Origin of the sequence: Pseudomonas sp. PvP028, from assembly GCF_017832255.1 — a bacterium.
GTDB lineage: Bacteria > Pseudomonadota > Gammaproteobacteria > Pseudomonadales > Pseudomonadaceae > Aquipseudomonas > Aquipseudomonas syringae.
Genome location: NZ_JAFIBL010000001.1, coordinates 4,533,349 through 4,546,113 on the forward strand (window position 1 = coordinate 4,533,349; position 12,765 = coordinate 4,546,113).

Annotated in this window: 11 protein-coding genes; 9 read left to right on the forward strand and 2 right to left on the reverse strand. The window is 60.3% G+C overall.

Annotated features, from left to right (window positions below; genetic code table 11):
- Positions 1-136 precede the first annotated feature (136 nt).
- Entirely contained in the window at positions 137-949 is an 813-nt protein-coding gene (gene xthA / locus JOE34_RS19360; RefSeq protein ID WP_003420722.1) for an exodeoxyribonuclease III, read from the forward strand.
- 145 nt (positions 950-1,094) lie between these two features.
- On the forward strand, positions 1,095-2,438 hold the full coding sequence (locus tag JOE34_RS19365) for a phosphate ABC transporter substrate-binding/OmpA family protein (protein ID WP_046265929.1): 1,344 nt from the start codon (positions 1,095-1,097) through the stop codon (positions 2,436-2,438).
- Between the two features lie 11 nt (positions 2,439-2,449).
- On the opposite strand, the gene JOE34_RS19370 is transcribed toward JOE34_RS19365, so the two are convergent.
- On the reverse strand, positions 2,450-3,679 hold the full coding sequence (locus JOE34_RS19370) for an acyl-CoA dehydrogenase (RefSeq protein ID WP_003410294.1): 1,230 nt from the start codon (positions 3,677-3,679) through the stop codon (positions 2,450-2,452).
- 185 nt (positions 3,680-3,864) lie between these two features.
- On the opposite strand from JOE34_RS19370, the gene JOE34_RS19375 reads away from it, so the two are divergent.
- The 3 genes from JOE34_RS19375 to JOE34_RS19385 all read left to right on the forward strand — a co-directional run bounded on the left by JOE34_RS19375 (position 3,865) and on the right by JOE34_RS19385 (position 6,282).
- Positions 3,865-4,794, forward strand: coding sequence for a LysR family transcriptional regulator (locus JOE34_RS19375; RefSeq protein WP_003345430.1), 930 nt, complete (start codon positions 3,865-3,867; stop codon positions 4,792-4,794).
- Positions 4,795-4,959: 165 nt separating this feature from the next.
- Positions 4,960-5,352 carry a MerR family DNA-binding transcriptional regulator gene (locus JOE34_RS19380; protein WP_003410292.1) on the forward strand — a complete coding sequence of 131 codons (393 nt, stop codon included), beginning with the start codon at positions 4,960-4,962 and terminating at the stop codon, positions 5,350-5,352.
- A gap of 30 nt (positions 5,353-5,382) precedes the next feature.
- Entirely contained in the window at positions 5,383-6,282 is a 900-nt protein-coding gene (locus JOE34_RS19385) for a hydroxymethylglutaryl-CoA lyase (RefSeq protein WP_046265928.1), read from the forward strand.
- 282 nt (positions 6,283-6,564) lie between these two features.
- On the opposite strand, the gene JOE34_RS19390 is transcribed toward JOE34_RS19385, so the two are convergent.
- Positions 6,565-6,822 carry a hypothetical protein gene (locus tag JOE34_RS19390; RefSeq protein WP_003420732.1) on the reverse strand — a complete coding sequence of 86 codons (258 nt, stop codon included), beginning with the start codon at positions 6,820-6,822 and terminating at the stop codon, positions 6,565-6,567.
- A 241-nt stretch (positions 6,823-7,063) separates the two neighbouring features.
- Here JOE34_RS19390 and JOE34_RS19395 point away from each other — a divergent pair, with 241 nt between their 5' ends.
- Genes JOE34_RS19395 through JOE34_RS19410 form a run of 4 tightly spaced genes read left to right on the forward strand, consistent with a single transcriptional unit; the run spans position 7,064 to position 12,684 of the window.
- Entirely contained in the window at positions 7,064-8,227 is a 1,164-nt protein-coding gene (locus tag JOE34_RS19395; RefSeq protein WP_010411635.1) for an isovaleryl-CoA dehydrogenase, read from the forward strand.
- 13 nt (positions 8,228-8,240) lie between these two features.
- A complete protein-coding gene (locus JOE34_RS19400) occupies positions 8,241-9,848 on the forward strand; it encodes a carboxyl transferase domain-containing protein (RefSeq protein ID WP_046265927.1) in 1,608 nt (535 codons plus the stop codon).
- Positions 9,849-9,862: 14 nt separating this feature from the next.
- Positions 9,863-10,738: a gamma-carboxygeranoyl-CoA hydratase gene (locus JOE34_RS19405; protein ID WP_024649200.1), complete on the forward strand. Its 876-nt coding sequence runs from the start codon at positions 9,863-9,865 to the stop codon at positions 10,736-10,738.
- Positions 10,735-12,684, forward strand: a complete 1,950-nt coding sequence (locus JOE34_RS19410) for an acetyl/propionyl/methylcrotonyl-CoA carboxylase subunit alpha (protein WP_046265926.1) — start codon at positions 10,735-10,737, stop codon at positions 12,682-12,684. The genes JOE34_RS19405 and JOE34_RS19410 overlap by 4 nt, the downstream gene beginning before the upstream one ends.
- The last annotated feature ends 81 nt before the right edge of the window (positions 12,685-12,765 follow it).

A 12,765-nucleotide genomic window follows, 5' to 3' on the forward strand; every position in this document is an offset into this window, starting at 1 on the left:
TTCGAGTGATGGCCATTGATAACAGTTCCAACGATTTATCCAGACACACCAAGGCCTGCGCTTCCGACGCGGCACTGGTCCTGAAACCACAGGTCGGCTAGCATCGCTGTTTGTTTTTGCTCAGGACCGCTGTTTTATGAAAATCGTCTCGTTCAACATCAATGGTCTGCGCGCTCGACCGCATCAGCTGGCGGCGCTGATCGACAAACATCAGCCTGACGTGATCGGTCTTCAGGAAACCAAGGTTTCGGACGAGCAATTCCCCCAGGCGGAAGTCGAAGCGCTGGGCTACCACGTTCACTTCCACGGCCAGAAAGGCCATTACGGTGTCGCGCTGCTGTCGCGCAATGCGCCGCTGGCCCTGCACAAGGGCTTCGAGGGGGACGACGAAGAATCCCAGAAGCGTTTCATCTGGGGCACTTACGCCGACAGCAATGGCCAGCCGGTGACCATCATGAATGGCTACTTTCCACAGGGCGAGAGCCGTGATCACCCGACCAAATTCCCCGCCAAACAGCGCTTTTACGAAAACCTGCAAACGCTGCTCGAGGGACAATTTCGCAACGACCAGCCGCTGATCGTCATGGGCGACGTGAATATTTCTCCGCAGGACTGCGATATCGGCATCGGCGCCGACAACGCCAAACGCTGGCTGAAAACCGGCAAGTGCAGCTTTCTGCCTGAAGAGCGGGAGTGGATGGAGCGCTTGAAAAACTGGGGCCTGGTGGACAGCTTTCGTCACCTGTACCCGGAGGTCGTTGACCGCTTCAGCTGGTTCGACTATCGCAGCCGTGGCTTTGAAGACGAGCCCAAACGCGGCCTGCGCATCGATCTGATCATGACCTCTACCGGTTTGCAGCCACGCATCAAGGAAGCGGGTGTGGATTACGATTTGCGCGCAATGGAAAAGCCGTCCGACCACGCGCCGATCTGGCTGGAACTGAGCTGATTGCCCCCTACTTGCCCCTCTTGCGCGCCCCTTCTTTAACAAGGATGGGTCGCGCTGAAACACGCACAGCCCCTGAAATTGTCATATTCCGGCAATCTCTCTGACTTATTCTCCCGGCACCCTCCCGTGATTCATGGTGACGCCGATGCTGCGCGCTTTGCTTACGGCGTTCATTCTGTCGAGCGCCACCCTGCCCGCTTTCGCGCAAGCCGCGCTGCCGTTGCCCGCCGGCGATATACCGGCCTTGCGCATTCAAGGCTCCAACACCATCAATGCGCAACTGGGGCCTGCGCTGGTCGAAGGATTGATGCGCCAGCAAGGTCTGCAGTCGGTACAGATCCTTCCCGGCAACACTCTTAATGAACAGCGCGTCGTTGGGACTACGGCCACCGGACAACCTGTCAGTGTCGAAATCGCTGCGCATGGTTCAGGCACCGGTTTTACCGCGCTGAAAGCAGGTAACGCAGATATCGCGGCCTCCTCTCGACCGATCAAGGATCAAGAGGCCAAAGACCTGACCAGTCTGGGGGACCTGAAAAGCGCGGCCAGCGAGCAAACCATTGCCATCGACGGCGTTGCGGTGATCGTGCATCCGGGCAATCCGCTGAGACAGCTGGATACCCTTCAACTGGCACGCATTTTCAGTGGCGAAGTCAGAAACTGGAGTGAGGTCGGTGGCAACCCAGGCACCATCCATCTCTATGTGCGCGATGAAAAGTCCGGTACCTACGAGACGTTCAAGGACCTGGTACTGACCAAATGCGGCAAGACCCTGCTCGGCAGCGCTGCGCGATTCGAGTCCAGCGAACAGCTCTCTGACGAAGTCAGCAAGGACATCAATGGCATCGGCTTCACTGGCCTGCCTTCCATACGCCGCGCCAAGGCGGTGGCCATCGCCGACGGCGATTCCAGGCCCATGCTGCCGACCGTCAGCCTGATTGCCACCGAAGACTATCCGTTGTCGCGACGGCTGTACTTTTATGTGCCCACATCCACCCCTCAGCGTTGGGCGCAAGCATTGGTCCGCTTCGCGCAGAGTGCCGAGGGCCAGGCTATCGTCGCGCAAAGCGGCTTTGTTGCGCAGACGGTGCAGGTGCTCAAGGTGCAGCCTACCGCGCAGATGCCCGCCGATTACCAGGCACTGGCACGCAAGGCCGAGCGCCTGTCAGTCAACTTCCGCTTTGCCCAAGGCAGCGCGCGCCTGGACAACAAGGCGCAGCAGGACCTCAAGCGGGTCGCGGATTATCTGAAAACCAGCGGCAAACTGAATCAGCACGTAACGCTGGTCGGCTTCGGCGACGCCAAGAGCGACCCGGAGCGTGCTGCCCTGCTCTCCAGGCTGCGTGCCATGGCCGTGCGCCGGGAACTGCTGAAAAGCGGCGTGACGTTCCGCGATATCGTTGGCCTGGGTGACGAAATGCCGGTGGCCACCAATGAAATCGACGACGGCCGGATCAAGAACCGTCGAGTTGAAGTGTGGGTACAGTGATCGACCGGTAGCTAGGAGCTGCTGCGCGTGGTACCTGCCGGCATATATTTGCCTAACTCATACTTGCCGACGGCAGCGCGATGCACTTCATCCGGGCCGTCAGCCAGACGCAACGTACGCTGCATCGCGTACATGTAAGCCAGCGGAAAATCACTGGAAATCCCGGCGGCGCCGTGCATCTGGATTGCCCGATCAATGACCTTCAGCGCCACATTGGGCGCGACCACCTTGATCTGCGCGATTTCGCTTCTGGCGACCTTGTTGCCCACGGTATCCATCATATAGGCCGCCTTCAGGGTCAGCAGGCGTGCCATGTCGATTTCCATGCGGGAGTCGGCGATCAGGTCGATATTGCCGCCCAGCCTGGCCAACGGCTTGCCGAACGCGACGCGGTCAATGGAACGTCTGCACATCAGCTCCAGCGCCCGCTCCGCCATGCCGATCGAGCGCATGCAGTGGTGAATGCGTCCCGGCCCTAGCCTTCCCTGTGCGATTTCAAACCCCCGCCCCTCACCGAGCAGCACGTTTTCGAACGGGACCCTGACGTTTTCGAACAGCACTTCGGCGTGACCATGGGGCGCATCGTCATAGCCGAACACCGGCAGTGGCCGCACGATCTTCACGCCGGGCGTATCGACCGGTACCAGAATCATCGAATGCTGCTGATGGCGCGGCCCCTCAGGACTGCTCAGGCCCATGAATATAAGGATTTTGCAGCGCGGGTCGCAGGCACCGGAGGTCCACCACTTGCGACCGTTGATGACCCACTGGTCACCGTCACGCTCGGCGCGCGCGGCCATATTGGTGGCGTCCGACGAGGCTACGTCGGGCTCGGTCATGGCAAAGGCAGAGCGAATCTCACCACGCAGCAGCGGTTCGAGCCAGCGGGCTTTCTGTTCCTCGCTGGCATAGCGGACCAGTACCTCCATGTTGCCAGTGTCAGGCGCCGAGCAATTGAAGGGCTCCGGACCGAGCAATGAGCGACCCATGATTTCCGCCAGCGGCGCATATTCCAGATTGCTCAGGCCGGCGCCCAGTCCGGAGTCGGGCAGAAACAGATTCCACAATCCTTCGGACTTGGCCCGGGCCTTGAGCTCTTCCACGATTGCCGTGGGCTGCCAGCGATCCCCTTCGGCCACTTGCCGCTCGAAAACCGGCTCGGCCGGATAAACGTAGGCATCCATGAACGCTGTGACGCGTTCACGCAGGGCCTGCACCTTCGGGGAGTACGCAAAATCCATGGGGTCGCCACCGTGTCGATCAGGTTGTCGAAGTCATGAACGCGATGCTAGAGAAACGCTGCACATTTATCTAATCTATTCCCAGCGTGTATAAACATTCATAACCGATATATGATCCGTCACCCTTGCGGCATTACCACCCCTCTAAACAATCAATCACAATAACGGCACGAGGCGCCCCATCAATGAACCTGAACAAGGTCGATCTCAACCTTTTCATTGTCTTCGACGCCATCTACACCGAAGCCAACCTGACCCGCGCCGGACAGATTGTCGGCATTACCCAGCCTGCGGTCTCCAACGCACTGGCGCGGCTGCGCGAGACCTTCAACGACCCGCTGTTCGTGCGCACGGCACAGGGCATGGTGCCGACACCGATGGCGCAAAACATCATCGGCCCGGTGCGCAACGCGCTTTCGTTGCTCAGGGTATCGGTGCAGGAAAGTCGCATCTTCAACCCGCTGCAGGCCAACAAGAATTACCGCATCAGCATGACCGACCTGACCGAGGCAGTGATTCTGCCGGCGCTGTTCCAGCGACTGCGGCGTCTGGCACCTGCAGTGACCATCGAAAGCTTTCTGTCCAAGCGCCGGGAAACCACCAAGGAACTGGCCGCAGGACGCCTAGACTTCGCTGTGGACGCACCGCTCAACACTGACCCGCAGGTGCGCCACGTGAAGCTGATGGAGGACCGCTATGTGTGTGGCATGCGCAAGGGGCATCCATTGGCGAACAAGGCCGCGCTGACCCTAGACGATTACCTGAGCCAGTCACATATCCATATCTCAAGCCGCCGCAGCGGGTTGGGCCATGTGGATCTGGCGCTCGGCAAGATGGGCATCCAGCGCAGGATCGCGTTGCGCTCGCAACACTACATGATGGCAACCCAGGTGCTGCAGCAAACCGACATGGTCATGACCGTGCCCGAACGCTTCGCCCGTCGTAATGACTTGCACTATGTCTACCTGCCAGTCAGCGACGTTCCGTCGGTCGAGACCCACCTGTACTGGCATGAAAGCACCGACCAGGACCCGGCCAACCGCTGGATGCGCGAACAGATCATCGAACTTTCACAGCGGGTTGTGGCGCAGGAACAAAACCTCGAAAATGCATGAAATATTTAACTCAACTTATTGATTATTAATAAGTTAAGTTATTAACTTAATGTTGTTTCGAAGCAAAGGTTGGCGACCGCTCAAGCTCGGGCATCGCCACTGCTGCTTGACGTAAACGTAAAGCAGCCCTTAGCTTTGCGGCTGCAACCCTCGCCGAGCTACGCCATGAGCAGTCACACCTACAGCATTTCCGAACTCGCCCGCGAGCTGGACATCACCACCCGCGCCATACGCTTTTACGAAGAGCAAGGCATGCTCAGCCCTGAACGCAAGGGCCTGGAACGTATCTATACGGCGCGTGACAAGGTCACCCTGAAACTGATCCTGCGAGGCAAACGCATCGGTTTTTCCCTGGCAGAGTGCAAGGAACTGATCTCGTTGTATGACCCTGCCGGCGGCAATCAGAAGCAGTTGCAGACCATGCTGGGCAAGATCGCCGAACGCCGTGATCAATTGGAACAGCAGTTGCTGGACATACGCCAGATGCAGCTGGAGCTGGACACCGCCGAAGAGCGCTGCCGAGCCGCACTCGATAAGACCGCTGCTGCCCCACTCTGACCCATTCGCACTCACCACAAAGGCGCCGCCATGTCCCTCCCGCAAAAGGTGAATCTCGTCGAAGTCGGCCCGCGTGACGGCCTGCAGAATGAAGCGCAACCCATCAGTGTCGACGCCAAGGTGCGCCTGGTGGATGACCTGACGGCAGCCGGGCTGAGCCACATCGAAGTCGGCAGCTTTGTCTCGGCCAAATGGGTGCCGCAGATGGCGGGCTCCGCGCAGGTGTTCGAACGGATCCAGCGCCGTGAAGGCGTTATCTATTCGGCTCTGGCGCCGAATCTGCGCGGCTTCGAAGACGCATTGGCTGCCGGGGTCAGAGAAGTCGCGGTGTTCGCAGCGGCGACCGAAGGGTTCTCGCAACGCAACCTCAACTGCTCGATCGGCGAAAGCCTGGAACGCTTCGCGCCTGTCATGGAAGCAGCACGGATGCATGGCGTGCGGGTTCGAGGGTATGTGTCGTGCGTGTTGGGCTGCCCTTACGAGGGCAGCGTTTCGCCCGAACAGGTCGCGACGGTCGCCAACCAACTGCACGCGATGGGCTGCTATGAAATTTCCTTGGGTGACACCATCGGAACCGGTACGCCGGGCGCCACACGGGCGCTGCTCAATGCCGTGGCTGCACAGATACCGCGCGGCAAGCTGGCCGGCCACTTCCACGACACCTATGGCCAGGCGCTGGTAAACATCTATGCAAGCCTGGAGGAAGGCATCCAGGTGTTCGACAGCTCCGTGGCCGGCCTCGGTGGCTGCCCTTACGCCAAGGGGGCCAGCGGCAATGTTGCCACTGAAGACGTGCTGTACATGTTGCAGGGGCTGGGTATAGAAACCGGGGTCGATCTGGACCAGGTCATCGCGGCGGGCCAGCGCATCTGCGACGTGCTGCAACGCAGCAATGGCTCTCGCGTGGCCAAGGCCAGACTGCCTGCGTAGCACTGTCACCTGTCGGTAACAGGGTGCGACAACTTGCCACAGAGTGTTACTGTGCCCCGCGTCGAGCAGAGACAAACGGGTAACACGGAAACACTCGGCCGCTGAATAAAACGGCCAGATGCCGGAAAAACAAGGTCATCCCCCGGTATTACAGGGGTTTTGAAAACCTGGCACGGGTCCTGCTATATCCCTTGTACAACAAAAATAAAAACACGCAGCAACCTAATAAAAACAATACGTACCGGCTCTGACATAACAAGAACAACACGGACAGAGGCGTAGCTAACAGATTTTTTTGAAGTGGATAGCTTTTCTGAATCGCTTGCTTCGCAAGTCGTTCGCAGCCAGACAGAGAACAATAAAACTGCCCTGAGGCAGCTGCCGAACTGGTTGGATCACTACGATGAAAGTGTCATCAGCGCTCAAAAAAATACGTTTGCTCTTGATCCCGCATGTGGATCGCTCAAAAAAGATGTGAAGGGTCAGGTCGCCAAAAACAACAACAGGCCTCCCGAACAACAAAAAAGAGCATAGCAACATAACTTGAAGGGGAGCCCAGGCTCCCCTTCGTGCTTTCCGGCGTTCCGCCCTCTCCTCTCATGACTGAAAAATACAGGCTCATCGCTCTTCGTCGGCATCGGCATAGGCATCGGCGTTGACAGCAAAACCCTACAGGTTTACGTTAACGTAAAGGTCATAGCTGATAGACGCTATAGCCGCTTCCAGAAAGACGCGCCATCCAAGAACAAAGCGCCACTCAAGAACAAAAAAGGAATGCCCCATGAGTTACCCCAGCCTGAACTTCGCCCTGGGCGAAACCATCGACATGCTGCGCGATCAGTTGCAGTCCTTCGTCGCCGCAGAGCTTGCCCCGCGCGCAGCGCAGATCGACAAGGACAACCTGTTCCCCGCCGACATGTGGCGCAAGTTCGGTGAAATGGGCGTACTGGGGATTACTGTCAGCGAAGAATACGGTGGCGCGGGCCTGGGTTATCTGGCGCACGTCGTAGCCATGGAAGAAATAAGCCGTGGATCGGCATCGGTGGCGCTGTCCTATGGTGCGCATTCCAACCTCTGCGTTAACCAGATCAACCGCAATGGCAGCCCGGCACAAAAGGCCCGTTACCTGCCCAGGCTGATCAGCGGCGAACACGTTGGCGCGCTGGCCATGAGCGAACCCAATGCAGGCTCGGACGTGGTGTCGATGAAACTGCGCGCCGACAAGCGCGGTGATCATTATGTGCTCAACGGCAGCAAGACATGGATCACCAACGGGCCGGATGCCGACACCTACGTGATCTACGCCAAGACCGATCTGGAAAAGGCAGCCCACGGCATCAGTGCGTTTATCGTCGAACGCGACTGGAAAGGCTTCTCGCGGGGCAGCAAGTTCGACAAGCTGGGCATGCGCGGCTCTAACACCTGCGAACTGTTTTTCGATGATGTCGAGGTGCCCGAGGAGAACCTGCTGGGCGTGCTTGATGGCGGGGTCAGAGTGCTGATGAGCGGCCTCGATTACGAGCGCGTCGTGCTCTCTGGCGGACCGACCGGGATCATGCAGGCGTGCATGGACGTGGTGGTGCCCTACATTCACGACCGCAAGCAGTTCGGCCAGAGTATCGGCGAGTTTCAGCTGATTCAGGGCAAGGTCGCAGACATGTACACCCAGCTCAATGCCAGCCGGGCCTACCTGTACGCGGTCGCCCAGGCCTGTGACCGCGGCGAGACCACTCGCAAGGACGCTGCAGGGGTGATCCTGTACAGCGCCGAGCGCGCCACGCAGATGGCGCTGGAGGCCATCCAGATTCTGGGCGGCAATGGCTACATCAACGAGTTCCCGGCGGGCCGACTATTGCGCGATGCCAAACTCTACGAGATCGGTGCAGGCACCAGTGAAATCCGGCGCATGCTCATCGGTCGCGAACTGTTCAACGAAACCCGTTGATTGGGGAGCCACCATGACCATTCTGCAAACCCGAATCAACACCCGATCGCCTGAATTTATCCTCAATCGCGACGCCCTTCTCAAGCAGGTCGAAGCACTGCGTTCGCTGTTGAGCAACGTCCAGCAAGGGGGCGGCCGCAAAGCCCAGGAGCGCCACACCTCACGCGGCAAGTTGCTGCCGCGCGAGCGTATCAACCGTTTGCTGGACACCGGTTCACCGTTTCTGGAAATCGGCCAACTGGCTGCGCATGAGGTATACGGCGAAGAGGTACCTGCCGCTGGTGTGATCGCCGGAATCGGCCGGGTCGAGGGCGTCGAATGCATGATCATCGCCAACGATGCCACGGTCAAAGGCGGCTCCTATTACCCGCTGACCGTAAAGAAGCATTTGCGCGCGCAGACAATCGCCCAGCAGAACCGCCTGCCATGCATCTATCTGGTGGATTCCGGCGGCGCCAACCTGCCGCGTCAGGATGAAGTGTTTCCGGACCGCGAACACTTCGGGCGGATCTTCTTCAACCAGGCCAACATGAGCGCGCAAGGAATCGCCCAGATAGCGGTGGTCATGGGCTCCTGTACCGCAGGTGGCGCATACGTACCTGCCATGGCCGACGAGGCGATCATGGTGCGCCAGCAGGCCACGATCTTTCTGGCCGGCCCGCCGCTGGTCAAGGCAGCAACCGGCGAAGTGGTCAGCGCCGAAGAACTGGGCGGTGCCGATGTGCACTGTCGCACGTCCGGCGTGGCCGATCACTACGCAGACAATGACGATCACGCGCTTGCACTGGCGCGCCGCAGCATCGCCAATCTTAACTGGCGCAAGCAGGGCCAACTGAACACCGTCGCGCCCATTGCACCGCTGTACCCCGGCGATGACCTGTACGGCATCATCCCCGCCGACACGAAACAGCCATTCGACGTGAGGGAAGTCATCGCGCGGCTGGTGGATGGCTCGGTACTCGACGAATTCAAGGCCCTGTTCGGCACCACGCTGGTCTGTGGCTTCGCGCGTCTGCATGGCTACCCGATCGCGATCCTCGCCAACAATGGCATCCTGTTCGCCGAAGCGGCACAGAAAGGCGCGCACTTCATCGAGCTGGCCTGCCAGAGAGGCGTCCCCCTGCTGTTCCTGCAGAACATCACCGGCTTCATGGTCGGCCAGAAGTATGAAGCGGGCGGCATCGCCAAGCATGGTGCCAAGCTGGTGACCGCCGTGGCCTGCGCCAAGGTGCCAAAATTCACGGTGATTATCGGCGGTAGTTTTGGCGCGGGGAATTACGGTATGTGTGGCCGCGCTTATGATCCGCGCTTTCTATGGATGTGGCCCAACGCGCGGATCGGCGTGATGGGCGGCGAACAGGCAGCCGGCGTGCTGGTGCAGGTCAAGTGCGAACAGGCCGAACGTGCTGGTCAGGCGTTCAGCGCCGAACAGCAGGCCGAACTGAAACAGCCGATTCTCGATCAGTACGAGCATCAGGGCCATCCTTACTACTCCAGCGCCCGCCTGTGGGACGACGGGGTCATCGACCCGGCACAAACCCGCGAAATTCTCGCGCTTGCCCTCTCCGCCTCGCTCAACGCGCCCATCGAACCTACCACCTTCGGCCTGTTCCGAATGTGAGCCGGGAAATGATCATGACTTCGACCTCATTCGCAACCATAGAGCTGATCAACGACCCACGTGGCTTTGCCACGCTGTGGCTGAATCGACCGGACAAGAACAACGCCTTCAACGCGCAGATGATCCGCGAGCTGATTATCGCGCTGGACCAGGTACAAGGCGATGCCAGCCTGCGCTTTCTGCTGCTGCGTGGCCGTGGCCGGCATTTCAGTGCCGGTGCCGACCTGGCGTGGATGCAGCAGGCAGCAGACCTGGATTACAACACCAATCTGGACGACGCCCGCGAACTGGCGGAGCTGATGTACGGCCTCGCCAGGCTGAAAATCCCGACGCTCGCTGTGGTACAGGGCGCAGCATTCGGCGGCGCGTTGGGCCTGATCAGTTGCTGTGACATGGCCATTGCAGCGGCGGATGCGCAGTTCTGCCTGTCAGAAGTGCGCATCGGCCTGGCGCCAGCGGTCATCAGCCCATTCGTGGTAAAGGCCATCGGCGAACGCGCCACGCGACGCTACACCCTGACGGCCGAGCGCTTCGATGGCCAGCGGGCGCAGCAGATCGGTCTGGTCGCCGAGTGCTACCCCGCTGCAGAGCTGCAAGACCAAACGCAGCACTGGGTCGACAACCTGCTGCTCAACAGCCCGCAAGCCATGCGCGTCAGCAAGGAACTGTTGCGCGAGGTCGGCAACGGCGAGCTGACCCCTTCGCTACGCCGCTACTGCGAAAGCGCCATCGCGCGCATCCGTACCAGTGCCGAAGGGCAGGAAGGCCTGCGCGCCTTTCTGCAGAAACGCACGCCCGGCTGGCAGCCCGTCAAGGATCAGCCACCTGGCGATCCCGTTACAACAGTCTCGGCAGCCGGGCACGAACCGCAGAAGGACTCGCAATCATGAGCACGCCCGAGCTGACCACGCTGTTGATTGCCAACCGCGGCGAGATTGCCTGCCGCATCATGCGCACGGCGAAAAACATGGGCCTTACCACGGTCGCCGTGCACAGCGCCATCGACCGTGACGCACGCCATAGCCGCGAGGCCGATCTCCGTGTGGATCTTGGCGGCAGCAAGGCCGCAGACAGTTATCTGGCGATCGACAGGCTTATCGAAGCCGCCAGGGCGAGTGGCGCGCACGCGATCCATCCCGGCTACGGATTTCTGTCTGAAAATGCCGATTTTGCGCGTGCCATCGAAAACGCCGGGCTGATTTTCCTCGGTCCACCCGCCTCGGCCATCGATGCCATGGGCAGCAAATCCGCCGCCAAGGCCTTGATGGAGCAGGCAGGCGTGCCTTTGGTGCCTGGCTATCACGGTGAAGCACAGGACATCGAGACGTTCCGTGCCGCGGCCGAGCGCATCGGCTACCCGGTGCTGTTGAAAGCCACCGCGGGCGGCGGCGGCAAAGGCATGAAAGTGGTCGAGCACACTGGCGAGCTGGCCGAAGCGCTAGCTTCAGCGCAACGCGAGGCGCTGTCCTCGTTCGGCGACGCGAGAATGCTGGTGGAGAAATACGTGCTCACCCCGCGCCACGTCGAAATCCAGGTGTTTGCCGACCGGCATGGCCACTGCCTGTACCTCAATGAGCGCGATTGCTCCATTCAGCGCCGACACCAGAAGGTCGTCGAGGAAGCACCGGCGCCCGTCCTGACGGCTTCATTGCGCAAAGCCATGGGCGAAGCCGCGGTGAAAGCCGCACAGGCCATCGGCTACGTGGGTGCGGGTACGGTGGAGTTCCTGCTGGACGCACGCGGCGAGTTTTTCTTCATGGAAATGAATACCCGTCTGCAGGTAGAGCACCCGGTCACCGAGTACATCACCGGGCTGGACCTGGTGGAATGGCAGATCCGTGTCGCCAGAGGCGAATCGCTGCCCATCACCCAGGAGCAGGTGCCCCTGACCGGCCATGCCATCGAAGTCCGTCTGTACGCCGAAGACCCGGCCAACGACTTTCTCCCGGCCACCGGCACGCTGGAGCTCTACAGAGAGCCTGCGCCCGGCCCCGGCAGGCGGGTGGACAGCGGCGTTGCCGAGGGCGACAGCATTTCGCCCTTCTACGACCCGATGCTCGGCAAGCTGATTGCCTGGGGTGAAGACCGCGAGCAGGCCCGTCTGCGCCTGCTGGCCATGCTCGATGAATTTGCCGTGGGCGGAGTGAGGACCAACCTGGCCTTCCTGCGCAGAATCATCGCGCATCCAGCGTTCGCCGCCGCGCAGCTTGATACCGGCTTCATTCCACGCTATCAGGCGCAGTTGCTGCCGCAAACCGACGAGCCGGACGAGACATTCTGGCAGGCCGCCGCCGAGGCCTTCAGCCAGAGCGAACCGGCACGCATCGATCAAGCCGATCCATATTCGCCCTGGGCAGTCAGCAGCGGCTTTCGCGCCGGTCTGCCTGCGCAGACGGATGTGCGACTGAGCTGCAACGGTCAGATCCGCAACACCTGCCTGCGCCACAGCAGCGCCTCGTTATTCACTCTGAGTGGCGAGCATCTGCAGGTCGAGCACAACGGTGTGCGCCAACGACACCTGGCGATACGACGCGGCAGTACGCTGTATCTCGAATGGCAAGGCGAGGTGCATACCGTCACGCGCCTGGACGCCATCGCCCAGGTAGACGTCGGTGAAGGTCAGCATGGAGGCCTGACAGCACCGATGAACGGCAGCATCGTACGGGTACTGGTTGAAGTGGGGCAGGCTGTCGAGCCTGGCGCACAACTGGTGGTGCTTGAAGCCATGAAGATGGAACACAGCATCCGCGCCGCCAGCGCCGGGGTGATTACCGCGCTTTACTGCCACGAGGGCGAGATGGTCAACGAAGGCGCGATACTGGTGGAGCTGGACTGACGCTCGTCAACCGCCGCACATGAAAACGCCCTGAACAGTCAGGGCGTTTTCGTGCAGCAATTTCTGTGCAGCGAAGAGACG

What these genes read in the sequence shown, in the direction of transcription:
- xthA (WP_003420722.1), top strand. Translation starts at nt 137, where the DNA reads ATGAAAATCGTCTCGTTCAACATCAATGGTCTGCGCGCTCGACCGCAT.
- JOE34_RS19365 (WP_046265929.1), top strand. Translation starts at nt 1,095, where the DNA reads ATGCTGCGCGCTTTGCTTACGGCGTTCATTCTGTCGAGCGCCACCCTG.
- JOE34_RS19370 (WP_003410294.1), bottom strand. Translation starts at nt 3,679, where the DNA reads ATGGATTTTGCGTACTCCCCGAAGGTGCAGGCCCTGCGTGAACGCGTC.
- JOE34_RS19375 (WP_003345430.1), top strand. Translation starts at nt 3,865, where the DNA reads ATGAACCTGAACAAGGTCGATCTCAACCTTTTCATTGTCTTCGACGCC.
- JOE34_RS19380 (WP_003410292.1), top strand. Translation starts at nt 4,960, where the DNA reads ATGAGCAGTCACACCTACAGCATTTCCGAACTCGCCCGCGAGCTGGAC.
- JOE34_RS19385 (WP_046265928.1), top strand. Translation starts at nt 5,383, where the DNA reads ATGTCCCTCCCGCAAAAGGTGAATCTCGTCGAAGTCGGCCCGCGTGAC.
- JOE34_RS19390 (WP_003420732.1), bottom strand. Translation starts at nt 6,822, where the DNA reads ATGTTGCTATGCTCTTTTTTGTTGTTCGGGAGGCCTGTTGTTGTTTTT.
- JOE34_RS19395 (WP_010411635.1), top strand. Translation starts at nt 7,064, where the DNA reads ATGAGTTACCCCAGCCTGAACTTCGCCCTGGGCGAAACCATCGACATG.
- JOE34_RS19400 (WP_046265927.1), top strand. Translation starts at nt 8,241, where the DNA reads ATGACCATTCTGCAAACCCGAATCAACACCCGATCGCCTGAATTTATC.
- JOE34_RS19405 (WP_024649200.1), top strand. Translation starts at nt 9,863, where the DNA reads ATGACTTCGACCTCATTCGCAACCATAGAGCTGATCAACGACCCACGT.
- JOE34_RS19410 (WP_046265926.1), top strand. Translation starts at nt 10,735, where the DNA reads ATGAGCACGCCCGAGCTGACCACGCTGTTGATTGCCAACCGCGGCGAG.